The 25264-nt window shown below is 50.4% G+C and carries 21 protein-coding genes; 4 read left to right on the forward strand and 17 right to left on the reverse strand.

Annotation, left to right across the window (positions count from 1 at the left end; translation table 11 throughout):
• Positions 1 to 24 precede the first annotated feature (24 nt).
• Positions 25 to 1698 (forward strand): glucosyltransferase domain-containing protein, encoded by a 1674-nt coding sequence (locus VGC33_RS15425; protein WP_331121652.1) that lies wholly within the window; start codon positions 25 to 27, stop codon positions 1696 to 1698.
• Positions 1699 to 1788: 90 nt separating this feature from the next.
• Here VGC33_RS15425 and VGC33_RS15430 read toward each other — a convergent pair whose 3' ends face one another.
• Entirely contained in the window at positions 1789 to 2811 is a 1023-nt protein-coding gene (locus tag VGC33_RS15430) for a hypothetical protein (RefSeq protein ID WP_331121653.1), read from the reverse strand.
• A gap of 599 nt (positions 2812 to 3410) precedes the next feature.
• On the opposite strand from VGC33_RS15430, the gene VGC33_RS15435 reads away from it, so the two are divergent.
• Positions 3411 to 4157: an SDR family oxidoreductase gene (locus VGC33_RS15435; RefSeq protein WP_331121654.1), complete on the forward strand. Its 747-nt coding sequence runs from the start codon at positions 3411 to 3413 to the stop codon at positions 4155 to 4157.
• 158 nt (positions 4158 to 4315) lie between these two features.
• Here VGC33_RS15435 and alkB read toward each other — a convergent pair whose 3' ends face one another.
• A complete protein-coding gene (gene alkB, locus VGC33_RS15440; protein WP_331121655.1) occupies positions 4316 to 4963 on the reverse strand; it encodes a DNA oxidative demethylase AlkB in 648 nt (215 codons plus the stop codon).
• A gap of 262 nt (positions 4964 to 5225) precedes the next feature.
• Here alkB and traF point away from each other — a divergent pair, with 262 nt between their 5' ends.
• Positions 5226 to 6434 (forward strand): conjugal transfer protein TraF, encoded by a 1209-nt coding sequence (traF, locus tag VGC33_RS15445; RefSeq protein WP_331121656.1) that lies wholly within the window; start codon positions 5226 to 5228, stop codon positions 6432 to 6434.
• 66 nt (positions 6435 to 6500) lie between these two features.
• Here the strand turns inward: traF and VGC33_RS15450 are convergent, their stop codons facing one another.
• From VGC33_RS15450 to VGC33_RS15460, 3 genes are all read right to left on the reverse strand, one after another.
• The gene (locus VGC33_RS15450; RefSeq protein ID WP_331121657.1) at positions 6501 to 12329 is read right to left on the reverse strand and encodes a hypothetical protein; all 5829 of its coding nucleotides are present in this window, start codon (positions 12327 to 12329) and stop codon (positions 6501 to 6503) included.
• Between the two features lie 223 nt (positions 12330 to 12552).
• Positions 12553 to 13647 carry a lactonase family protein gene (locus VGC33_RS15455; RefSeq protein WP_331121658.1) on the reverse strand — a complete coding sequence of 365 codons (1095 nt, stop codon included), beginning with the start codon at positions 13645 to 13647 and terminating at the stop codon, positions 12553 to 12555.
• Between the two features lie 172 nt (positions 13648 to 13819).
• Positions 13820 to 14395: a DedA family protein gene (locus tag VGC33_RS15460; RefSeq protein WP_331121659.1), complete on the reverse strand. Its 576-nt coding sequence runs from the start codon at positions 14393 to 14395 to the stop codon at positions 13820 to 13822.
• A gap of 214 nt (positions 14396 to 14609) precedes the next feature.
• On the opposite strand from VGC33_RS15460, the gene yajD reads away from it, so the two are divergent.
• Complete coding sequence (yajD, locus tag VGC33_RS15465; RefSeq protein ID WP_331121660.1) at positions 14610 to 14951, forward strand: HNH nuclease YajD; 342 nt, start codon at positions 14610 to 14612, stop codon at positions 14949 to 14951.
• A 10-nt stretch (positions 14952 to 14961) separates the two neighbouring features.
• On the opposite strand, the gene VGC33_RS15470 is transcribed toward yajD, so the two are convergent.
• From VGC33_RS15470 to VGC33_RS15525, 12 genes are all read right to left on the reverse strand, one after another.
• Complete coding sequence (locus VGC33_RS15470; protein WP_331121661.1) at positions 14962 to 15648, reverse strand: GntR family transcriptional regulator; 687 nt, start codon at positions 15646 to 15648, stop codon at positions 14962 to 14964.
• A gap of 92 nt (positions 15649 to 15740) precedes the next feature.
• Positions 15741 to 16322 (reverse strand): hypothetical protein, encoded by a 582-nt coding sequence (locus VGC33_RS15475; RefSeq protein ID WP_331121662.1) that lies wholly within the window; start codon positions 16320 to 16322, stop codon positions 15741 to 15743.
• An 81-nt stretch (positions 16323 to 16403) separates the two neighbouring features.
• Positions 16404 to 17102, reverse strand: a complete 699-nt coding sequence (locus tag VGC33_RS15480) for a hypothetical protein (protein ID WP_331121663.1) — start codon at positions 17100 to 17102, stop codon at positions 16404 to 16406.
• Complete coding sequence (locus VGC33_RS15485; protein ID WP_331121664.1) at positions 17008 to 17634, reverse strand: type III secretion apparatus protein OrgA/MxiK; 627 nt, start codon at positions 17632 to 17634, stop codon at positions 17008 to 17010. Before VGC33_RS15485 ends, VGC33_RS15480 begins: the two co-directional genes overlap by 95 nt.
• Positions 17612 to 18364 (reverse strand): EscJ/YscJ/HrcJ family type III secretion inner membrane ring protein, encoded by a 753-nt coding sequence (locus VGC33_RS15490; protein ID WP_331121665.1) that lies wholly within the window; start codon positions 18362 to 18364, stop codon positions 17612 to 17614. Before VGC33_RS15490 ends, VGC33_RS15485 begins: the two co-directional genes overlap by 23 nt.
• Complete coding sequence (locus tag VGC33_RS15495; protein ID WP_331121666.1) at positions 18364 to 18639, reverse strand: hypothetical protein; 276 nt, start codon at positions 18637 to 18639, stop codon at positions 18364 to 18366. Before VGC33_RS15495 ends, VGC33_RS15490 begins: the two co-directional genes overlap by 1 nt.
• A 152-nt stretch (positions 18640 to 18791) precedes the next feature.
• Positions 18792 to 19034 carry a hypothetical protein gene (locus VGC33_RS15500; protein ID WP_331121667.1) on the reverse strand — a complete coding sequence of 81 codons (243 nt, stop codon included), beginning with the start codon at positions 19032 to 19034 and terminating at the stop codon, positions 18792 to 18794.
• Between the two features lie 8 nt (positions 19035 to 19042).
• Positions 19043 to 20233, reverse strand: a complete 1191-nt coding sequence (locus VGC33_RS15505; RefSeq protein ID WP_331121668.1) for a PrgH/EprH family type III secretion apparatus protein — start codon at positions 20231 to 20233, stop codon at positions 19043 to 19045.
• 263 nt (positions 20234 to 20496) lie between these two features.
• The gene (locus VGC33_RS15510) at positions 20497 to 20796 is read right to left on the reverse strand and encodes a phosphopantetheine-binding protein (RefSeq protein ID WP_331121669.1); all 300 of its coding nucleotides are present in this window, start codon (positions 20794 to 20796) and stop codon (positions 20497 to 20499) included.
• Between the two features lie 40 nt (positions 20797 to 20836).
• Positions 20837 to 22996, reverse strand: a complete 2160-nt coding sequence (locus VGC33_RS15515) for a hypothetical protein (protein WP_331121670.1) — start codon at positions 22994 to 22996, stop codon at positions 20837 to 20839.
• Between the two features lie 26 nt (positions 22997 to 23022).
• Positions 23023 to 24096: an IpaD/SipD/SspD family type III secretion system needle tip protein gene (locus VGC33_RS15520; RefSeq protein WP_331121671.1), complete on the reverse strand. Its 1074-nt coding sequence runs from the start codon at positions 24094 to 24096 to the stop codon at positions 23023 to 23025.
• A 46-nt stretch (positions 24097 to 24142) separates the two neighbouring features.
• Positions 24143 to 25252, reverse strand: coding sequence for an IpaC/SipC family type III secretion system effector (locus VGC33_RS15525; protein ID WP_331121672.1), 1110 nt, complete (start codon positions 25250 to 25252; stop codon positions 24143 to 24145).
• Positions 25253 to 25264: the final 12 nt, after the last annotated feature.

A 25264-nucleotide genomic window follows, 5' to 3' on the forward strand; every position in this document is an offset into this window, starting at 1 on the left:
AATCACCGTTAATGATAAAAGATTATGGAAGATATATATAAAGTGACACTGTGCGGGATGGCGGGCCTGTTGATTGCCTTTATTATTCTTGTCCTGTTTATGCGCAGAAATACGTTGTGCGTTGCTTTGGAAAAAGCCGACCGCGCGTTGGCCGCTTTCGCCGCGCAAGCACGTATTGATGGTTTCAGATTCCGTGAAATGGGCGTTTTGATTTTTATAGGCGCGGTATTTTATGGTTATTTTTTGTTTACCTTTTCATTATCCATCGATAACGAAAATGCGGCGCTGCGTCAAGACCCCGGGGTATGGGTTAGTCAAGGGAGATGGTTTACCTACCTTGTCGAAAAGTTTCTCTTGCAGCAGCCCTCGGTTCCCTTTGCGCCCTATATTATATTAATCACCGCCTTTGCCGCTTCTTACATTGCGCTGCTCAGGACACATGGTTACCACGCGAGCTGGAAGACGTATTTAGCCTATCCGGTTTTTTGCGCGTTTCCCACCTGGTGGACCATCGCAACGTTTTACGCCAATACGCCCGCCTTGGCCATAGGCCTGGTGTTGATCAGTTTAAGCGCTTATCTTTATTTCGGCGCGGGTTTTACCGGCACGCTTGCCATTCATCAGTCCCGCGCCAGAACCGGGTTAACTATTATCCTGCTGGCCTGCGCCATTGCCGCGTATCAATCGCTGATCCTGATGTTTATCTGTTACGCCTGCGGCATCCTGTTAACCAGGTGTTTGCGTCGGGACGCCTTATGCCGGCCACCCGTTAAAACGTTGGCCATCACCTTGGGTAAATTAACGCTTCTGGTCGTGCTGGCAATACTGTTTTATGAAATTATCAACAAACTGGCTCAACGGTTTATCGCCAATGATAGCGGTTATATCGCCAAAGCCTTTTTTAATTACGATAAAACGCTAGGCCATCCTTTTCGCGTGCTGTATGCCATATTCAGAGAGCAACTGGCCGTCTATGGCGGATCCGCCCAGAGATATGGCGCCAGGTTTTTGATAAGCGGCATAGTCGTTTGCCTGGCCACCCTGGTTATTTTCCGCACGACCTTGTTCAAGGCCCCCGTCATTTCAATGTTATGGCTTGGGGTATTATTTTCACCCTTCGCCCTGCATTTGGTCACGGGAGGCGAACCATTACCGATGCGCACGCTCATTCCCATTGCCTATGTCAGTTGGCTGGCATCCCTCATCCTGCTATCCGCCAAGCGGACCGTTGCTATTTTTGCCAGTATCATTTTGGTTGGGCTGTTACAGGTTAAAATGATGGGCGTAACCTCCCAATACATAGCGGCGTGCGCGATAGTACAATCACACGATCGGCTATTGGCCGCGGATATCTATAGCAGGATTGGTGAATCAAGCGCGGATTTTGATCCCAGCGCGCCATTGAAAATGGATTTCTATGGTCGCAAGAAATTTAGCACAATTTATGCAAATGCCTGGCAGGGGACCATGAACGGTTCGTTTTTTTCGTGGGATTTGGATAATATCGGCCGTATTACTCATTTTATGACGGTAATGGGTTACCCGAATATCGTCGTGCCCGACGACGCGCAAAGGAAGGCGCTTAACCCTGTTTTTGATAACATGCCTGTCTGGCCCGCGGCGGGATCGGTTAAAAAAGTCGGGGATATTTATCTGATAAAGCTCAGTAAAGAACCGGATCCAACCCATGCTTTTTAAGCCAATGCTCGCGTATGCATCCTAAAGCGACGGCTACTGCCTAAAAGCAACGGCGGACCGGGATTGATCCGCCGTTAGCCTGCTATCCCATTACAGCGGATGCTGGCGATTGACTACCGGCAGGGGCTGCGTGCGGCGCCCCACCATGCCCATGACGCCGGCCAGAACCGCCTCGACAATCAACATAAAAAAGGTGAACCAGCTGGCTTTAGCGGTAGCCGCGGCCGCCTTGTCGCCGGCTTCACGGGCCTTTTGCTCCGCCTGTTGCTTCAGCTCCTGATATTTGGCGCGGGCCTGCTGATAGCTTTTCTCCGTTTGGGCGACAATCTGTTCCGCTTCCTGATCGCTTTTACCGGTTCGCGCTTTGATGATATTTTTCAAGGCATCACGATCGGCGGCCTGAAAGGTATCTTCATTTCTCTGGATCAGGCCTTGAACAAAGCCGGCGACATCAGCGTCGGCCGTTTGCGGATGATTGGCTGTATCGGCCGCCTGGTTTTGCGCATTATCGGCTTCTGCCGCGGCTTTGTTTTGCAGGTTTTCCGGCTGGAGTTCCGGCTTGCCGGTTTGACGCAAGGTCGTTTCCAGCTCATTTTGCAAGCTATCGAGATTAATATTATTCTGCGCCAGTTTGTCTTTCACCATTTGCGTGACCGGCGGCGCGGCGGCGGTAATGCCGCTGCCAAGCGTTTGCAGTCCGCTACCCGCGATACTCATGGCGCCGCTCATGGCATGATTTACCACCACCAGCAGGAACCAGGCGCAAATCAAGGTGTTAACGCCGAACATCAGCAATCCGTGCAGCGCCCCTTCGCGCTGCGCCAGGCGTCCACTGGCGTAGGCGCCCGCGGCAATGGAAATCAGCATGCTGGCCCCGGTCCAGATGGCCGCGCCGGTCCCTAGGCCATCAAAAGGATTATTTTCTTTCAAGGGATCAATAGTGCTGGCGCCGACGGCGGTACCCAGTATGGCCAGCAGTAAATAGACCACCATAGATATAATGACACCAGCGAAAATTGCACTCCACGAAATACGCTTCAGAGGGACACCCGCTACGGGTTCAACCCATGTCTCATGGTAACGTTCAGATGCGGTGATGGGGGTTTCGCTCATGTTTAAATCTCCATTTATCGCCAGACTTTGCTTGGTTAAGTCGCAGTTCAGGTTAAGCAGAATTCTGCGTTGGTCCGCCAAGGTTGTGTTTAATCGCAACCTCACATTAGCTTTGTTAATGTTAGTCACATATTGTGAAATGCACCAAGAAATCTTTACATTACTCTACCGTGGTCTCACTAATGAGAATAAACGACAATGGCAATTCTCATTGCTGGGACCGCACCAGCCTTTAGCGTTAAAATTAAATTAATTAAATCAATAAATTAAATAAATAACTGTTAAACCCGGACTCCGAGGGCGAACCGGATTATCGCGACCGGGAACGCGAGGATGTTTCCCGCCAGCCTGATTTTCACGCCTGCGGGCCAGGTAATCACTCGATAGAATGGGTCATATAAGGACAGCCAAGTGGAGGATACATAAGTTTATTATCCCAATCACAACCGACAGCCGGTTATCAAGGCAACCGCGTTGGCCCCTCGGCGCGGATCGGCCGTTCCGGACTCCCGCACATGAAATTTGGACGTATGATGGTAGCGAGTACGACTTGCAGCCTCTATCATCTGGACATGCCTTCCCCACTGTAAGGAGTTTTCATGAAGACTGTCTTGATAACAGGTTGCTCATCCGGCTTCGGCCTCGAAATTGCCCGCCATTTCCTCGAACAGGGCTGGCAGGTCATCGCCACGATGCGCGCGCCGCGCGCAGATCTCCTGCCGCCGTCTGAACGCCTGCGCGTGCTCGCCCTGGATGTAACCGATCCGCAAAGCATTCGCCGGGCCGTGGAGACCGCCGGGCCGATTGACGTGCTGGTCAACAATGCGGGCTTTGGCGCGGCGGCGCCTTTCGAAGCCATGCCAGTGGCGACGGTGCGTGAAATCTTCGACACCAATACTTTCGGCACCATGGCATTGACCCAAGCGGTGCTGCCGCAGTTCAGGCAGCGCAGGAGCGGCGTAGTGATAAACATCACCTCGAGCGTGACCTATAAGGCGCTGCCGCTGCTCAGCGCTTACCGGGCGAGCAAGGCGGCGGTGAACGCGTTCACCGAGTCGCTGGCTGAGGAGGTTAAACAATTCGGCGTGCGCGCACACCTGGTACTGCCCGGGCGATCGCCTGAAACCCGCTTCGCCGATAATGCCCAGTCACATACGGCGGGCCTCGATCACGCGGCCTATGCCGAGCTGGTAACAGCCCTGTTCGCCTCTTTCAGCGAGGCGGGTCCGGTCACTTACTCACAGGATGTGGCCCAGGCGGTATGGCGCGCGGCGACCGACCCGTCCAGCCCAATGCGTATCCCGGCCGGCGCGGACGCCGAGCTGTGGGCCGCCGAACAGCAATAAAGCGCCCGGCGGCGCCGATTCCCGCAGCGCAGGATTTTCCACGGATATTGCCGGATGGGTAAAAAGCAAAGCATAGGCAGGCGGATTCCCATGGTTATATATGCGTGATCGAGAGTCCGGGGGATGCCGCCTGCTGCTTCCAAGCTCGTCGTCACCGGCTACATCGCCTTGCGCAGGGTGATATTGATGCGGTGCGATCCCACCAGGGAATGATACCCTTCTTTCACCGGCAGAATGCCGTGGAAGTTCAGCCGGGAGGGGCCGCCCCAGACCACCACGTCGCCATGGGCCAGCGGGATGCGCTGGGCGCGGTCGCCGCGCTGCAGTCCGCCAAACTGGAAGACGGCGGGCAGGCCGAGCGAAACCGACACTATGGGCGCGCCAAAGTCATGTTCGTCCTTATCCTGGTGCAGTGACAGCTTACTTCCGGGATCGTAGCGATTCATCAGGCAGGAGTCCGGCACATAATGGCCGAAACCCGCCTCCATGGCGGCTTCATCCGCCAGCGCCATCAGGATATCCGGGATCGGCGGCCAGGGCCTACCGGTACGGGAATCCCGCTCCGAGTAGCGGTAGCCGCGCCTGTCGCTGGTCCAGCCGTTGCCGCACCAGCTCATCGCCACCGACATCACGTGACCGCCCGGCGTGGTCATATGCCGCCATGGCACCCGCGCCACCACGGCGTTAACCGCAGCCAGCAGCGCCGGGCCGTGGTCACGGACAAAACCATGCAACACCACCGCGCCGGGAGCTATCTCCTCGCGCCACGGCGGCGGCAACGCATCTTCAAACAGATCGATTGTCATCAGCTTGGCCTGTATGTATACCCAGTATTAATTCTAGCGAATTAACCCCGATTGTCCAATGCCGTGGCCAACTGCCCGGGCAGGCATTTTCGGCATAGCGCCGGCCTGATTTTCGCTCACAGACCGGCCCCCACCTTGGACAATTCATGAATTCCCATCCGTTGCCGATAAAAGAGCATTCGGCTTGAAATTTATTTAAGGGAGAAATGAATTGATAGCTTTACCCGCAGTTTGTTTTTCTGATAAATAAAGGCATATCCAGATGAATCTCAATCGTATTACTGGAATATTAATCTCCGCCGGCCTGCTGGCGTCTGTTTCTCCGGCGCATGCCGCCGGCACCTGGAGCGAGGCGCGCAATGACGCCATGGGGGGAACCGGCGTGGCCTCCTCCCACTACGGCGCGGCGCCGCTGGTAAATCCGGCGCTGCTGGCCGAACACGATGAGAACGATAACGTCAGTATTATACTTCCGGCCGTTGGCGTCAGGGTATCCGATCCCGATAATCTGCAAAATGGCTTTGATAAGGTGCAAACCGCCTGGGATAGGTTAAAAGACGAAGCGAACAGCGGCACAGGCGCCCTGGGCTCGATAAAAAGATTTGAGGGCGCCCTGCGGGCCGTCTCCGGCGATAAAGGCCGCGCCGAAGCCGCCTTGAACGGGGTAATAGCCCTTCCCAACCCGGTTCTGCCCTTTGCCCTGGTCGCCAGGGATTGGGCGACAGCCAGCGTTAAAGCCAATGTCAGCGATCGCGACCTGGCGTATCTTGGCGCCGTACAAGCGGGTTTGATAAGGCCGGTCCCCGCGGATCTGAACCAGCTTGCATCACGGGCCGAAGGGCTGGGCGCGCTGGTAACCGAATACGGTGTGGCCATGGCCCTGCCATTCAAGCTGGACGATCGCGCTTTTTCGGTGGGTATTACGCCGAAACTGCAACGCGTCGCCACGTACAATTACAATGTCGCCATTAACCACTACGATAAGTCGGATTTTCGCAATGATGAGTTCCGCCGCGAGGAGAACGGAGCCAATCTCGACCTGGGGTTGTCCACCCACCTCACCCCGGATTGGATTGCGGGACTGGCCGCGCAGAACCTGGTGGCCCGTAGCGTAGAGACCAAAGAGGTAAACGGCGTGCGCGACAGCTTTAACCTACGTCCGCAGGTTACCGCCGGCACGTCCTGGAACAGGGATTTTTTCACCGGTGCCGTCGATATTGACCTGACGCCCTCCAGCGGTTTCTCGTCGCAGGAAAAAAACCAATACGCCGGCGCCGGCGCCGAAATCAGCGCCTGGACCTGGGTGCAACTGCGCGCAGGCTATCGCGTCGATATGCGCCATGGCGATAACAATGTCTTTACCACCGGGTTTGGCCTGTCCCCCCTGAATGTGGTTCACCTCGACATGACGGGCATGGTTGGCGCCAACCGCAACTATGGCGCCGTGGCGCAGCTGAGTTACACCTTTTAGGCGCCCATGGGAAGAATCAGCGCCGTCGCGGGCCTCGGCTAGGCCGTCGTATCCCGCGCGATCGGCTCAATGCCGCTGCGGTCTTGACGGCGTGATCCATTTGATCAAATGCTTGAATTCAGCAATGGCATACAGGATATCAAAATAACACTGAATATAGATGTCATCAGTATAAGGAGTCATGGCATCGTATTCGGTTTTTATGTTTTCCAGCAGCGCCCGGGAATCGTCGGAAAGATGATGATAGACGGATAAGTCCCGGCAAGAAAGATCATTTATTAAATAACGGGCGATGTTAATATATACCGAGGGTAAATATCTAAAAGAACGTTTCGTAACGCTATGTTTAACTATTTTCCGTAAATGTAATATTATTCCCACTAAATCATGCAGTCTTTCCTTCTTCAGGTTGACACGTCGTTTCCGTTTCATCAGCCGCAGGTCATTAAATGAGGTCAAGTCCGGTAGCGGGACGGGCTGCGTGGCGTTAAACGTGGTGAACCACTGCGGATGACGCGCCATAACCGCATCGGTGATCCAATAGGGATACGTATCAACCTGGACCTGGAATTCATCGGCGATAACCTGGCCGGTGTGAGTGAACCCGTCATAGCCATCGAAACAGGAAAGCATTTCAATCGATTGCAAAGCGTTAAGATCCGGCAGGTCAGCATCTATATAAATCATGGCACGGATAATATGCACCAACTCTTGAGAACTCATAAAATTAGTTTTGAAATCAGACGTATGAATAATCACCTTAAGCCGATTGCGCGCCCTGCCGGAATTAAACACGGATAAATACTGGCCTAACAAAACTCGCTCCCTGCTGAGCAGGCGCCGTTCGAATTGTGGACCGATCAAACCAAATTCAGACTTTGGCGCGATGATATAAGGCAATGAATCCAGCAACACCGTTTCCGTTGATATCCTGCCTAATGGATTGCCGGCGACCAGTCTTAAAGGCTGATGGTCGGCCCTGGGATAAAAATAACCCTCGGAAAAAGTCCCCATCTCTTCAGCAACGACAATTGAAGCATTAGGCGATAAACGATAATTAAAAAAATTATTGCCTTTACCGGCAAATCTTCCATTGCCTACACTTATCGAAAAATGCTTCAGGATACCGTCTTGAGACAACGCCGCCAGAAACTTGCCCTCTTTGACCCGCAAAAGATCCTCCATGGTTTTCAACCTGAGATCCGACGACATATAGTTCTCCAGCGGCATGGCGGTTTTCACCGCCCATGACAGGATATCACTGAATTGCGAAAATTGTTTTTGGTCAAACCACTCCGCCACGGTTAATACCAGCAGGGGGAAGACCGCATCGGGAGGATGCGGCGATATTGACGGGTGAGGGATAAAGTCATTATCCATCACCATCCGGGTGGCGGATAAAGCGGAGATCATGCCCGGCAAACCGGTGGAGGTTGAACGCCGGAACAGATTTAAATTTTGACGTATAACCGCCGCCTTATACCAGACCGGTTCCTGGATAAGAGATACGCCTTTTGAAAATTGGCCTGGTGAGGAATTTTTCAAGATGTGTTCATGGGCCTCATTGACGTTGCGGAAAGTTTTATTTTTAATTAATGTCAATTTATCGGTATGGGATTGCAATAAGGAGAGATACCATTCTTTTTCCTGGAACACATAGAATGTTTTCAAACGATCGGCAACCGGGGACCAAAAAGCCGATAGATCTATTATATAAAGAACTTTATTGATAATAACTTCGATAACAATATTACTTAATGGATTATAATCGTAGCCGCCAGACCAAAACATAACTGACCTATACTTGACCGACACGCGGTCGAAGAGTACAAAATTATCGGCGAATTCATGTAGTTTATCCTTCACCCCTGATTCAAGCGCATGAGTAAGATCGGGATCGATAACGGTATCACCCTGCATGCAGCTTGTCAGGATCTTGATAATGGCAATCTTTTCATGCGGGAACATCTGTCTTTGTTTAAAGCATTTTAGAAAATTTTCAATATAAACCGCAAAAATTTTTGCAAAACCCGTATGTCTATTTATGACGTGAAAAAAATCCATGCCATCGAGTTTTATAAATGGCTCAAACTTTATTTTATTTAACCACGAAAAAGACATTTGTACATCATACTGTACGTATTGCAGGGGAGATACGGGGTCTTTGTCATGAAATAATGAGGCGGACCAGTGACCATACTGGGTTTTCTCTATCGGTATTGCATTATTACGAGGTACTGAGCTATTTGCTTCTACAACACGCCAATTATTTATCACCGAGTCCCAGAATACTTGATAAAGGCTGCGGTCAATTTCAATGTATCGTTGCTTATATTCATTTTCCAGCGTCATCGAAAAAAGTCCATCTTCGTCTAATGCCAGTAAACCTCGGTCTATTTCAGCACTCCAGGATTTGAGCTTAAATTTACGGCTTGTGATGCTATCAAATAAAAAATCATTGATCCAGGATATTCTAGACAAATAATTTTTTGATAAAAAATGCGTCAATTCGGATTCTATAACACCTGAAAAGGGTACTGGATTAAAAAAGGAAAGAAGTTCAACAGATATTTCTCTTGCGCTACGGAAAACAATTCCCGGACTGGCTTTTATCAGGCTGTTGATTATATATCGCCTAAGCGTATGCGTGGGGATCTTGAGTTTATTGGCATTAACCAGGATCTGGGCAAGGCTCTCTTTGGTGATTTTTTTAATGGATGAACCGACGGGCACCATGATTGTGACAATATCAAATACATCAAAGATGATGTCTTTAAAGGAAAATTCAAAATCCGGATCATACCAATTATTCCATAACACCTCATAAAAAGGAATTTGCGATGTCAAATAGTCAACCCACGTTTTATCCCGCAACTCCTCCTTGAATACCGTTGCGGTATCAATCAAGGTTTTCTCATTCCAATAATCAATAGCGCTCAACAGTGATTCATCCGGCTTATCGGATTTATCCGCTACTAATATAAACTCAGGCATGGGGTTGCCAATTTCATTTTCCTCAGGGGCGATCAGTATTTGATTTAATTGGCCTATACTTTCAGTGTCATTATGCAAGGGGAAATATAAAAGTGAATATAATTCCGTTATGTTAGCTGATATTTTATGTCTGCTCCTCATTTCAAGATTAAAAAGAGTTTTGCTCCACTCATGTATGATGCGTATAATGAAATTCTCGTCTTCATCCTCGCCAATCATGCGGGTGAAGGGCGCGCAGAGCAATGTTGAAATTAAAGCCCGTTTATTATTTCTGGTTTTTACAATTAAAATATAGCCCAGGTTTTTTTCAGGTGTAGAAACCCAGGTAAAGGGTACTAACGTGTTTTGCAAATATTTCCTGGAATAGATTTGAAAAGAATAAATATACTTTGGCGGGAAAATCAAATCCACATATGATAATTCAGAATTTTTAATTATATTGAATGTGATGTTTTTTGCCTCAAAAAAAGCATCATGTAGACGATATTCTAAAAATTGATCAAAATAATCGTTGGGGTCAGCGAAATTTTTAGATGACGAGAGATCGAAAATGCTGGTAAAATTTTCTTGTTCCCTGGATTTGAGATCGATAAAATTGAGAATCTCTTTTTGCTGGAATTCCCTCACAATGGTTAATGCCTCTGGTGTCCTAAGGGACATGTCATTGTTGTGATAATAATCAAGAAACCAAAAGGTTGCGGCACCGATGAGCAGATTGATATCGCCATTTTTTAAGGAAGTCTGATATCCTATTAATAATTGGTCTTCCTCCTCATAAGGCTTTTCGCTCGCCATAATTAATTTTACCGCTTCAATTTTTGCCGACACCAAGCGCTGGGCATGAGTCTTGGCTGATAAATTTATATTATTTTTATAATAAAAGGTCATAAAGAGATCAAATTTCTGCTGTAAATCTTTTAAAAAACTCAGAAATATAACGCATTCTTTATCATAGATAATTTGTGCTATCTCATTTCCTTTCCATTGATGATTAATCGAGCCCATGGCATCATCCGCAAGATTCATGGTATTGACGATTTGGTCTTCTAACAGCTCTATACATTTATCTATGGTTTTTATATTATCCTGTTGCCAAATGTCCTCTTGATTACCAATACGAAAATGCATATGAACAAATTCGATCAACTTCATGACCCGTTGCAAATGGGCACTCTCATCCTCCTCACGATTATTAAAATCCAAAATTTGTCGTATAAAAAGTCGACTCAGTTTGTCTATATCTGTAAAGTCAGGCAACTTAGAAAAAAGATACCATAAATCAGTAAATTCTCCTGGCATGAATAAATTATTACCTTGAATGCTTACTCCATTGTTTCTATTATATTCAAAAATATATAAAAAGAAGCGTACAATCAATAGGTTCTCCATTTCAAAAATATCGTCATCAATCAATGACATATAAAGATTTTTATTGTTATGATATAAAGATCTTTCCAAGGGTGTGAATTTATCATCAAATTCAAGGTGGTCGGAATATAAAGAATGAGATCGTTCCATTAAAGACAGATATTTAAAATAACTTTTATAAAGTTCTCGATCGGCTGTTTCAATTTGACTATCGTGCCGTTCTTTGAGGTGATCTTTTGTCTCCTCAAATGTCATGCCATTTTTCAAAGCCACTATTTCCCGTAAAATACGTAAATTGATATTTTTAAAGGCATATCTGTATGATTCATTCATATCGGTAAAAAAATCGTCCAACATGACCCTTTCTTCTAAATCAATGACAAGGACGTCATTATGAATAAATAGGGATGGATTTATATTTCGACAGCTTTCGAATATTTTTTCGCAATATCTTTTCAGAATAATAATATCCAGGGATTCCTCTTTTCGTTTTAAATACAATGCTTGATCAAAGATATTTTTTACCTTTATCGCCAGAAAGCGATCGTAGCCATCGAGCCATTTCAGGGTTTGACTGGGGATGGAGGTCTGATTGTTATATTCCCTCACTAACCGTGTGTGAGTTTTCATGGCTTCGTCATTGGGCAGGTTTATTTCCGTGTTGCACGCTATATGCTCCGAAAATGGAAGTATATTTTTATGCGTCTCCTTTTTGATTTGTGGTAACGGGTGGGATATAAAATCGTTGGCGGATAGCCCTGGCGCGGGCGACCTTTTTGATATGCGTCCGGCATATTGCGTTTTTTTCGTCTCTAACGATGCCGGCATCTCCTCGGCCCAAGCGCTTGGGATAGTCAAAAAGCCCTGTAGGAAAGCGGCACCGTGATCATAGACCCGGTAAAAACCGAATGGTCTGAAGACGGTTTCAGGCCTGGGGATATCCTTATCACAGGCCGACTTGGATGATTGCTCCGTGGAAACGGGCGCTTGGGCGCGGCCTTTATCCTTGCCGTATTTCAAATCGTGCCAGGCAAATCCGGTCACCGCCACAAGTTGTGCAATCAATTCCAGGCACACCGCCACCGATGATTTAGCCGGTGGTGACATCAGATCTTCGATATAATAAGCGTCACCATCGGAGACTACCCACCGTTTAGCAACATACGCGGCATAACTTATCTCGCCTTCTATCAATAGAATCTGCTTAAAATAGGTATTATGATGCGCTTCCCCATCAATAATGATTGTTATATTTTTTCCGTCGCGTCCTTGATTTAACCCGGGAAGACTTTTTTTTAACTTTTGCATATAGGTGTTAAGCTTGCCATAAACCATATTTTCTCGACGACTAAACCTAACGCATTGATTTATATTTACATTACTTCGAGAACCAGCATCATGAAAATGCGCAAGATGACTATTCCCACTCGATTTCATCGATTTTATACTGTTTATTGGCGGAGTGCCGTCATCCATAACCTGGGAAATAGAATTATTATTAACCCTTGCATTACATTTGATATTTTCATCCATAAAATTAATATCCTATGAAGTGATTTTGGCAGACGGCATGCTTGTAATGAAGATGGGACGATGGGAAAAATGTTATAACGCGGGGATGATTTTTTATATATTATTAATTTTCAATTGTCATTAACCCAATTACCGCCTTTTCTTCAACCGAAAAGAGCGGCTTTTTATTGGCCGGCAAGGTCTACGCCTTGCCCAGCCTGGTTCGCAGGGTAACCGCACGCAATCAGTATTTCACCATTTCAATCCAGTTGGCGCCTTTGCCAACGGGGTATTGGCCAAGATTTTTCAGCGCGCCGTTCGCTTTATCAATGCGGTATACACTCATCTGCGGCGACAACTGTCCCACCGCCAGCAAATACCTGCCGGAGGGGTCGATATTAAAACCACGCGGCTGCTTTTCGGTAGGCCAGGTCCCTATGCGGGTGAGAAGGCCTGATTTTTTGTCAACCCGATAAGCCGCCAGGGTGCTTGAAGTCCGTTCGCTGGCAAACAGGAAGCGTCCATCGGGGGTCAGATGCAGGTCCGCGCCCCAAGGTTTATCGCCGGTAAAATCCGCCGGCAGGATCGATACCGCCTGAATCGGACGCGCACTGTCCTTGCCTTGGTTGAAGGCTAAGACATGCAGTTTGCCGTCCAGCTCGTCGATCAGGTACACAAAACGCTTGTCCGGTGAAAACACAAAATGCCGGGGACCGGATTTTTCCGGTAATGCGTAGGCGGCATCCTTATCCTGGGTAAGCTGCCCGCTTTTAGCATCCAGTTTCAGGCGTAGCCAGGCGTCGGCCCCCAGTACCGAGGCAAAGACATACCGGTTGTCCGGCGCGCTCCTGATGGCGTGCGCCATGGGGCCGGTCTTGATCGTCTGGCGCACATCCCCCGCCAGGCCCTGCGGGTTTATGGCGTTGACCGCGAGCAGGTTGCCGCCATAGGACGCGGAAAACAGCCAGCGGCCGGTATTATCGGTGGAAATATAGGCCATGCTTTCCGCCAGCGGCGCCGCCTGGCGTTGGGTCAGGCGGCCGTCGGCAGGGTTGATGGCTAAGCTTAATACCTGATAAGGCTTGGAGCGCAGCCCGGCATAGAGATGATGCTTATCGGGGGACAACGCCAGCGGCATCACGGTGCCGCCCACCGCCAGCGTTTGCACCGGCGTGAGCGCGCCGTTGGCTTCGTTTACACTGAACACCGAGATATCGGCGCTATCCGCGTTGGAGACATAGGCATAGGTCGCGGCGTGGGCGGTGCCGGCAATGGTGAATGCCAGGGTGGTTAACAGCAGCAGGTTGTGTGGAGTACTTCGGTTACGGGTTATTATCATTATTCTATTTATCCGATGATTATTTTAATTATGGAAAATAAGTATAAATAATCATTTCCCCCCCGGCAGCTGTCGGCCGCACAGGATTTGCCAACGGCGGGACGGCATTTTTTGGGCAGGTGAATAAGCCGATGAGAAATGAATCACATATTGTCGCGCCGCCGGCCCGGGACTAAGATCCCCGGCGCCGGCGGCGCAGCAGATAACGGATCGTCCTCGGCAGCAGCCAGCACAGCGCCAGCAGCGCCGCCAGAAGAAACAGGTATTTCAGGTGGTGATCCATTTTTTGCAGCCATGGCGCGATGATTCTGCCGCCGACAAAACCGAGGCTGACGAAAATCAGCGCCCAGAGAATAGAACCGAGGATATTAAGGGGGATGAATTTTTTCGGATCAAGCCTGCTTGCCCCTATCATCAGCGGTCCGATCAGGCGAAAGCCATACATAAAACGCACGCCCACCACAAACCCGAGGGGATACTTTAAAATCAGCTGATTGGCGCGCGCGATATTCGGCTGGGCTTTTTTAAACCGGCGCAAAACGCGCGTACCGAACCGGCGACCGATAAAATACAGCGCCATATCGCCCGTGATGCCGCCCAAGGCGGCCACCGCCACCGCCGCGGGATAATGCAACAGGCCCTCATGCGCCGCCACGCCGCCCAGCAACGTGACCGTTTCGCCCTCGGCCAGGCAGCCGATGAACAGCGCCCAATAACCGTAGATAGAAATAAAATGCGTGATATCCATTGGCGCCGGCATCCCTAGAGTTTAAAAAGGTCAGGAGAATACGTCGAATCGATTAATGACCCTTAAGCATAGACCCGATCGTCCCCTGCCACGAGACGGATAAAAGAGCTTCCTGGGCCCTACTTGACGCGCCCCTGGGTAATACATAGCCCGGAAGGCTGGTTTTGGTTTAAAATATCCCCACGTATCTTATCCTCGATAAAACAGGTCCCCTATGGCTTTTATTCCAAAAAACTACGCCAGGCTTGAAACCGGCTATCGCGAAAAAGCGCTTAAGCTGTTTCCCTGGGTCTGTGGCCGCTGCTCGCGGGAGTTTGTCTACTCCAACCTGCGTGAGCTGACGGTACATCATATCGATCACGATCATAGCAATAACCCGGAGGACGGCAGCAATTGGGAAATGCTCTGCCTGTATTGCCACGATCATGAGCATTCCAAATATACCGAGGCGGATCTGTACGGCACGACGGTGATCGCGGGCGAGGATGCGCAAAAAGACATGGGCGTGGCGACCCACAATCCTTTTGCCAATTTAAAATCCTTAATGAAAAAGTGATCGCCGCGGGTTATTTTTCTTCGAACCAGTCGCGGTTCTGCCGGGAAATCGGCGTAATGGAAAAGATCAGCGCCTGGAGATGATCGCGCATGGCCTGCTCCGCGGCATCGGCATCGCGCGCCTTGACGCTATTGAATATGTTGTAATGCTGGCTGATTAACCCCTGCGGCGGCGAGACCTGGCCCAGGCTGAGAAAACGCACCCGATCCATGGCGGCCTTGATGGACTCGATAATATCCCAGGCCAGCGGGCAATCGGCGATTTCCGTGAGCAACCGGTGGAACTCATCGTCCAGGCCGAAAAATTCGCGCATTTGCCGGTTTTGCGCCGCCAGCTCCTGACGGTGCAAATTATGCTCAAGCAGCATGATGTGTCGTTCGGAAATATTGAGCGCGGCGCGACGGACGATGGCGCATTCCATGGCCTGGCGGAGAAAACGCGCGTCCGCTACCCGTTTGGCGGATATCCGCATCACAAAGGTGCCGCGCTGGGGCAGGATTTGCACCAGCCCCGCTTCGGCCAGTTTGATAAAGGCTTCCCTTACCGGCTGGCGCGACACGGCGAAACGGGCCGCGATGTCCTTTTCCGACAACAGCTTGCCCGGCTCAATGACGCATTCAACGATATCCTTGCGCAGCAGCCGGTATATCTGTTGATTTACCGGCTCGTTGTTATTAAAGGGCAACGGTGTATCCATGCGGGGAGTTTAGCCTGTTTAATTATCATGGCGGATATAGTACATGCTCCGCCGTGACAATAGCCATAGGCGCCGCCTCGCGGCGCCCTCCTTTAACGGATACTCATCACATCCGTCGCGCAATGCAGATAACCGTTCATGGCGGTTTTCCATAATGGGTCGGTATTGGCCGGCATGGCCGCTCCCGGTCCCGCGCCGGTGGGCTGCATGACATACTGGGGGAAATATACCGGCTTGCCGATGGCATCGACCTGTTTGCACAGTGCGGCAAGCTGCTGCCGGTTGCCCAACGCGCCGTTGGCGGACTGCCAGAACATCTGCTGCTGGTGGGTATTGATCATTTTCAACGCCTCGCCCAGCATTGAGGAATGCGCCTGCCTGGCGGCGTCCGTGTCAAGACGCAATGCGTCAAAATAAGAGTAGGTGCCGGCCAGGGCGAATAAAAATACCGCGTCGGCCTGCCTTCCCGTTTTAATACAGCTGACCATCCCCTGATACAACACCGGCGGCGTAAGCGTGGGATTGACGGCGGACATGCCCAGGCAACCCGGACTGACTACCTGCGCCAGATATGCGCTGTGCCCCGGCTTGCCCGGCGCGCCGGAGCGGGGTGAATTAGCGCAGCCGGTGACCAGCAGCGCCAGCGCCATCGTTATCATTATTGTTAGTCTCATCTTATGTCCATTCTTTGATGATAGCGAAATAAGGTAAATTGTATCTTAATGACCAAATACCATCGGCGCGCCGATCACAGTTCAATCACTTTCTTCGGCGCGCGCGCGTCCCGGGTCATGATGTTGCAAAAACACCTCATGCAGGCGCCGCAGGCCGCCTTCGGTAAGGCGGCGGCACTTATCCGGCATCGCGGTCACGCCGCCCAGCCGCCGCACGCCCTCGGTTAAAAAAGCCTCGGGGGCGAACTCGGCCACCTGATGGCCATATTTCATCACCACACGATCATCCTGATGATATTCAATCTGGCCGGTTCCCGGGCATGCCTCATCAATATGCTGTTTAAGCCGGGCATGGGCGCTCCGCGCCGTTTCCGGCAACAGCAATATCATCGATTCGGCCGGGGCCGCCTGCGGCAATGACGCCAGCCATTCGTCCACCAACGCCAGTATGGTGTCGGGATGGTCCAGGGCCATCGACAATAACAGGCGCGCGCGCTCATTAACCTGACGTTGCAATTCGGCCTCGAGACGTTGCGCCTGCGATAAATAATCGGCCACCGCGGCGGCCGAGGTCGCCATGCCGTCCTGGTATCCTTCCCGGAATCCCCGCTGGCGGAACTGTTCGGCTTCGGCCTGCGCCTGTTTAACCATGTTGCGCGTCTGACGGCGCGCTTCGCTGATGATATCAAGCGCCTCGCGCTGTCGCGCCAACTGCCGGCGTTTGATCAATACGCCGCCCAAAATCGGCGGCATCCGGCGTAGCGGAATGTTTTTCGGCATGTTGTAAAGCCAGTTTTATCAGGAGCCGGCTTGGGACAGGCTTGGGTTCACCGCCGCTTTCCCGGTCCAGCTCGGGTGAAAATAACAGGGAAATGCGCTGCCGGATGGCTAACGGCAATTGTTCGCCGAACGCCAGCAGTTCGCCCCTTCCCCACGCAATCAAGGTTGCCGGCATGACCGGCGCGTCGCCGACGGCTAAAGAATCGACAATCGCCAACCCGGCAAATTGCCGCACCCAGGGCGGCAGCAGCAATAACCGCCCCTGCCGGGCGAGGGATGCCCGGTGTCGTTGGGCGGCTATCAGCAATGCCGCCTGCGGCAACCGACGCCAATGGCGGATAAACAACGCCGTGGGGCCGTCAACGGCGCAAGGCGGACAATCCACCGACCAATCATGCGCCTGGATAATCATGCCGTTGACTATCGAGCGCGCCCTGGCGCCGCTCAACGCCGGCGGCAGCGACAGGCGACGCGGATGCAGCCATGACAGCGGATCGTAAAGGATGCCATCAAGCGGCGCGATCGTCTGCATGACCGGCTGCCCCTTGCGTCAACGTCGGTTTTTTCCTGCGCCGGTACCATGCCAGGCCGGCGACGGCGGTCATCAGCGCCACGGCGGCTGGAATCAGATTAAAGAGGTGGCGGGAGCCGCCTTCCTGGATCTGCACCGGCCCGTAATGCTGCAGCGGCGTCTGCTTGGAAAGCACCACGGAAATGTTGTCATAATCGACCTGGTTGAAGCTGTTTTTCAGAAACCGCTTGATATCGCTTATCATCAGGGTGGAGTCCACGTCGCTTTGGTAGGTCACAAGCGTTGATATGTGCATCGGCGACGGCGCCCTGCCGGTATCGCCGGAGTCGATGTCATAGCTGACATGCACCCGGGCCGACAGCACGCCGTCCATGGTTTGCAGAGACTGTTCCAGGCGTTGTTCAATAGCCGAATACAGGCGCGCCTTTTCCGCCCGCGGCGACGACACCAGCGAATCGCTGGGGAATAGCCGGGATATTTCCATACGCGGCTGCGACGGCAGATCATGCACCCTCAGCAGCTCCACCGCCGCCGGAATATCGACTTTGCGCACGCCGACGCTATAGCCGGTCTTGCCTTTATCGGCTTTGGTCGCCTGGATATTATTGCGCTGCAAGGTGGCGATCACCTCATTGGCCTGCTGCTGGTCCAGCCCTTTGAGCAACGGCTCGTCATTGCAGGCGGTCAGGGAAAGCGCCAGCAGGGCGGCGCATAAAATCGACCGCAACATCATTGTCCGCTTAACAGGGAGCGAACGGTATTCAGGGCCATGGCGGTCACTTTCGACGCAAAGGCGGTGGTAAGCTCAGTCTCGGCCGCAATTTGTTTGTAATTCAATAAAGTGATTTCACTGTGGATATTTTTGAAACTCTTCTCCTTCAGTTGTTCAAGCTCTGTCATATTCACTACCGCACCCGCCAGCGCGTCTTTGATAGATAACGCCTTATCATCAGCCCTATTTAAAAGAGAGGCGGATGATCCGACCACCTTGCTAATTTCAGACATATTCTTCCTCATAAAAATTGAGATCAGTAGATTAGCGATTATAATAATGCCAACAAAATCATTATGTCGTGAAAATGGCATCGTCATGAAGCACCCTTGATCGCATTGCCCCCATTCACGCATAACTTATTATTGAGCAATCAATTACAAAATCATGACCTGATCGAATCAATTATCTTGGTATTGGTAGATTTGGTCGAATCCATATCGCTCGTTATGGTGCCGATTAATAATTCTTTATTACCCAGCGCCTCCTTGAAAAGCAAAAGTTCTCTTTCACCCGCGCCATCTGCATACATAGCGACCCTGGCACTATCAACCAACGCCGCTTGGTCTGTAACGCGAGTTTTTGATTCATCATTTATGATTTTACTATAAAAATTTACCGTAGTCATACTATCTCCTAATTTATACTCGGAAAATACCAATGTCCGGGGGTCATTTTGACATAACCATCATGGCCATATTTAAATGATTTCCCCTTAAGCCACTCGTCTTTTAACTCAATGGCAAATTGAACATAATTTCCATTCCATTGCCGATCGTATTCTTCGACAAAAAAACGGATTCTTTGACGCTCGCCATCATTGATGGTCCCATTAATAACAAACGTGACGCTATCCTGGTTATCAATTCTGGTATAATTTACCGCGAGTTTCTTTATGCCCTCTTCTGCTTGCGCGGCGACGATATCATCGTCGACCTCGCTAAAACGAATATCTTCGGCATAGGGCAACTGTTGCATAAGCCCCCGCCTGATGTCTTCGCGCTGTGCTTCGTTAAGTTGGCCGCGCTGCCGGCTGACCATCAACAACGGTTCGGTGGGATGCTCGAACTGGAGCTTATGGAGATTCAGCTTGGGATAATTGTGCGACAGCCAGTGTTCGATGCGCTGTTTTTCGTCCTGATGGCTATTAATCTTTATCGATTGCGATGATTTCAACCGTACCAGGGATTGGCGGCCCCAGGCGGCATCGCGTTCGTTATCCGCCAAAACATAAAGCACGCCATCGCGGCCGGGGAACATGCGGTATTTCCCCGGTTCGTCACCGAGTTGTTGCGTCAAGGCAACAATTTCACGCTGCCGCGCATCCGTGGAATTTAATAATGACATCATCAAGGCGGCACACACAATAGCGGCCACGGCGGCAAAAACCCACTTCGCGCGCCCGGCGGCCTTCGGCTTTACCGGGGCGGCGGGCGTGACCTGCTGATAGTTCAACACCTCATGCGTCCAGTTTTCATCCGCGGACCTTACCACCAGCGCCAGCGCGCCGAGGATTATCGGCTGGTTGGACACCAGTGGCACATCTTCGGCGCCACTGTCATCCAGCCTGCGCAACAGGACGCCGTGGTCCGGAGTGGCGGCGCAGATGAGTTCAAAATTGACCCCTCCCCCTTCGGCGGGAATCAACACGCAGTCGGCGGGAAAGGAGGGGAATGCGCCCTCGCTTTCCAGTTGGTCGCAATCAGCCGAGATAAATAGCGTTTTTCCAACCGATAACGGATATTCACAGCCTTTCAAAATACCATTGAGCAGTCTGACAATGGCTACCCTATCCGGGCGGTCGGTTTTGCCTTGTTCTGTTTGCATGGTAAATATTCTTCGTGCTTAGTGATAGTAATATTTAAGAGTATATCGCTCGGGGGCCGGTCACTTCATGATGGAAACATGATTAATTATCCATCGAATATGAAATAATCAATCATTAGCTAACGAACAAAACAATTTACTTATTTCCCTCGACGCATTTCAAGCATAGGCTTTTTGGCTTGGCCATCACATCGTAATGATGTATGGCATCAATATCCGCGAAAATAGCCTATTTTTTATGGCCACGTTTAATTGTCAATCTATTAAATTTTGCTGACCTGTTGCGCGTTAAGCGCCTCGACGACGAGGCAGAACAGATCGTCAACCGTTTGCATCGATAGCATCGCATTTTTTTTAAGTTCCACGCCGAAGGTTTCCGCCAGGCCAATCTCAATTTCCATAAGATCAAGGGAATCAACGTAAAGCTCTTCCGCCAGATTAAGATGGCCGTTAATCTCGGCCTCTTCGCGACCCAGGCGGTAAGCCAGCATGCTGTACAACTCACGCTGAATCAGTTCACTATTATCGTAATCGGTGATGTTGCAAATGGTTTTACTTGTCATCGGTGGTTTCTCCCTCCTGATTAACGTTCAGCACTTCGGCTTAGTCCGCCTGGCGGCGCCAAGATGCTTCCGGAATACGTACTCTTGAGCCATCCTTCGTCATGGTTGAGGTTGAGGCCGGGACAGTTTCCAATAGCCTCAACGTCGCGTCGGCCACTGCTCTTACGGCGGAAGTGAACTTCGTCGTTTTTTCATCCGGCGCTTTATCCACCCTGTCGGTGTTAGGTATTCCAGCTTTAACTTGCGACATTGGGCCTGCCGGCGGTGATAAGGATTCCAGCAACCGGTTCAGCTCGATCTCTACCTGTTCCCGCGCGGCATCACGGTTTGCTAAATTATGGGCCGACGTCTCATCAGGGATGGAGGAAATAAGCTCGTGAGCTTGAACTTTCCGGGCATTCAATGCCGGCTCCGGGATGGCGTTAAGAAATTCCATCATCGTGTTGGCCAATGAGCGGGCCCCGGAAATCAATGGATGGGTTTGCTCGGCGATCCGATCTCCCGGGACGGGAGAAACAATCGAGGGGCGCGCCGGTCGCACGGGTTGGGTTAACGTTGGCGCCGGGCTATTTGCTATATTGTTCTCTATCAACCGGGCCGTCTCCCGGACAAGTTTATCCGCTGATGGCAACCCTGGCTGTACCTGATAAACGGGTCTCAATTTTCTGCGCGCCTCGACCAGGGTGGCATTTAAAGAAGTGACCGCGGTAGGATGGCCGGTATTCGGCGTGATCTTTTTTAGTTTTGCCTTCGCGTCGAGCAGCACCTTAACCATATCAGGTTCGCTCGGTGATGAAGTGTGATGGTGCGTTTTCCAGGAAGGCGTGATTTGAGCAAGATTACCCTGCACTGGCGCGCGATGACCGATCAAGCCTGTGGTGATGTCGGCTTGGGTGGTTTTGGCATCTCCCTTGCCCAACGGCTCAGAATTATGCACTTGAGACACTCTTGTCATCGATGAGCCTACGCTATTGGCGGTATTGGGCGAAACCGGCCCATGAACACGGGCTTGATGCGGGCCACCAGCGGCGACATTTGTCTGATGAGTATCATTGTTTACGTTTCCACCCTTGTCACTCCCCGTTGCGGCGGCGGGGGGGAAATGAATGTTTGGCGCATAGGTATATACCGGCGCGTAGGTGGTTACCGGCGCATAGGTAAAACTGACCGGGGCTTTGGGCTGATTCGCCGAATTTCGGCGATCGTTTTCGGGGCCGGTTTTTTTATTGTGGAGAGGATCGCTATCCCCCGTCGCATCCGATTTCTGTTCATCATCGATCCGAGGTCGTGGTGGCAAGACCGGATATTGTTTAACATACTCATTATCAAGCAAATGCGGTAATTTCAACACCATTTCAACATCATGGAAGATCTTCTGCAGATCGGATACTTTATAATCCTCGATCCCGCTGCGAATATTCTGCATGCCACGATAGGCGTGTTCATTGATTAACTGTTGGGTTGTTTTTGCCGCCACCTCGTTTCTGTCGCGTCCCGTCTGTTGTATAATTAAGTTATCAATAAAGGGTCTGATTTTTTCTTTGATTAACCGGTCGCCCGGTTTCTCACCACTTTCACCTATGATTTCATTAAGTTTGCGGACAAGTTCAGTCTCCCATTTTTCGCGTTTTTCACACATGCCCTTTTTATCAATTTGATAGCTGCCAAAAACCGAATTATCGCCTAATCCATCCTTTATCATCAATTTAGTTAATTGATGCATGATGTTATCAAGCTCGGCGCGTTGTTGTTCGTTAGGTCCAAACTCCCTGGCAAGGTAATGGGCATTGGCAATATGCTCGAGGTGGCTTGCAACCAGAAGATTTCCCGCGTTTTTACTTAAATATGCCAATTTTTCTTTATGATTTCCGGCACAGGCATAAAGCGCGTTCAGCCTGTTCTGCCGGTACATCAAACTAAAATCACCGGGCTTGAAGTGAGTTTGACTCGGCGCGCTATCCTGGATGTGGCGCGTCTCCGGCCCCCCGTCCTCATTCAGGACATTTTCCCCATGCCAACTATATCGCCTGCCGCCGCGCGCAGCGGAAGGCACAGTCTTATTACCCAGGCTCGCGCGCCTGATCCCGGCGGGGATGTTGCTAACCCTAACCGGTATATGATTATTATTTTTGATTAAGCAATTTGCCGTGCCCGAAATGGGTACTGCATTGATGATAGGTTGACTTGGGGAAATAGTCATAATATTGCCTTATCCAGGTTAAGTTATTATGAAGAGCGAAGTATGTTCAATAACATATTCTTAATCGACGTTAAGAAAGCATCTAGCTCTTTTAACCTATTGTCCTGCTTACCCATCTCTGAGGTCAGCTTGGTCATCAATATCTGTACGGTATTTTTTAATTTGTCAGCCTGAGCATCAAAACCACTCTGCCAAGCCTGAAATTGGAATGAATTCATATCATTAAGCGCCGACTTCAGACCCTTTGCCATCTCGGTTAAAGGCGTGAGGTCCACCCTGACCCCCCATCCACCGCCCGCTAATTGCTGAACGCAATCAGCGCTCATCCCCCATTCCTGGGCCCACCTTTGCGCCTGCGCCTTGGTGGCGGTACCTGAGATAGGGAATAAAACCCCGTTCGACCCTGTTGCGTAGTGGCTTATCATCTTATTAAGCTCATCTATGACGGCCTGCTCATAATATAATGTTTGATTGCCGTTCTTATCCTCCCCCGTATGGAGATATTTGGACATTTCATTCATAAAGTTGCTAAAGGCACTGTAAAAATTGAAATAAGCCTGAACCCCGTTGTTATAAGTATTGTAATTATCTATAAAAGATTGCTGGACCACGCTCAGGTCGGGAAAAAAATTGAACGTTGGCGCGGATAACACCTTCCAAGACAAAGCACCGTTGATCTCTGATTTGAAACCATGCTTAAGCACTTCTGCTTCTTCCGTAGAATGGGCTGGCGGCAGTTTCAACGTTGGTGAATCCAACAATATATCTCCTTTTTGGTTTTTTAAAACCGCGCGGTTATGCTCAATGACCTTATCGTTCTGCTTGATAAATCTTTCAAGCTCGTCGCGCACCTCGGTATTATGCGTTAGGGTTAGACGTTGATATCCATCTAACCTATCGAGCGCGCGCCGCACATGTTCGAGGGTTTGATGCTGAGCGCGCCGATCGTTGTTTCCGTCAATATCATTTTCCGCCCCTTCAGAAGTAAAAATATATTGCATATCTGTTGAGGGCATGTCGGTTGATTTAACTTCCGCCTTAGTGGGCGTAGCCAAGAGCGGCGCAAATAAAGTGCGTGAAGTCGTAATTGATTCAGTCATGAGTGTGATCCTTTCGCCACGCGATAAGTCCGCGCGGCGTTAAAAATTAGCCGCTGATAATTTTACTGATAGTCTGTTGATGACCTGCCGCCGCGTCCGTCATACGTTGAATCAACGACTGGATCAAGGCTTCTACATCCGACACGTCGGATTTTTTACCATCGGATATGGAGGCGAAAGACTGCGCGCTACTTTCATCCACGCGTTGTTGCGCTTCATTGTTGGCGCGTTCCAATTGGCCCATGCCGCCGACAACAGGAGATACGGAATGCCCCAACCCGCTAATAAGATTGGCCTTGTTGCGCATGTCATTGGCTTGGTTACGCTTAACCTCAATATCTTGTTTAGCCGCTGCGATATCGGTTTTCATGTTCAAGGCAGCCTCTTCCAAATGCGCCTGATGGGCCTGCTGGGTCTGGGCGCCCGGGTTGGTTTGAGGTGTGTGAGGCGCTTGCATGACATTATTGTCAGGCCGCTGTGATGAAGCAGGGCCGAACTGGTTTGTTTTCGCGGTGGCGATGTTAAGGGCGTCCTGTTGCTTAGTAAGGTTAAATTCATCCTTCTTCAAGGTCGCATTATCAAGCTTGCTGGCTTTATTTTGCATCTTAAACGCGCTCGCCGTCCCGGCAAACTGGAATACGGCCGCAGCGGTATTACCCGCAAACATACTCTGGCCGGCTTTGATCATAGCATCCGCGCCGCTTTTTACCGCCTGATCCTGCAACCTGGCCATCGTGGCTACGTCCTGGCGTTTCGCCTGTTTAATATCGCCTAACAATATAATCATCGCGGTCATAAAATCAGCGAATATGGTCGATCTCGATTCGCCATTAGAGACATTGCCAACATTTTGTGCGTTGCGGGTATCAACACTGTCGGCCGTATTTGATGGCGCCAACAGCGGGGTGAGATTCACACCCGCTTTGCTTAATTTCTCCATGGTCTCGCTGGTGACTGGCGCGAGCAACGGGTTGGGCTTACGTAACACGATAGTCTGCGGTTCGTTTGCATTAACATGGACAATACCCAGCTTGTCCATCGCATTGGCAATGGGAATAGCCTCTGCCGTTATTTTTTGATCTTCATTGAAGATAGCCGGTAAACCTGATTTTATTGCTTCATTTGAAAAACTTGGGATATTGTTTGTTATAGTCATGGGACACTCCTA

The sequence above is a fragment of the Acerihabitans sp. genome (genome assembly GCF_036398755.1).
In the GTDB taxonomy this organism is placed as follows: Bacteria; Pseudomonadota; Gammaproteobacteria; order Enterobacterales; family Enterobacteriaceae; genus Acerihabitans.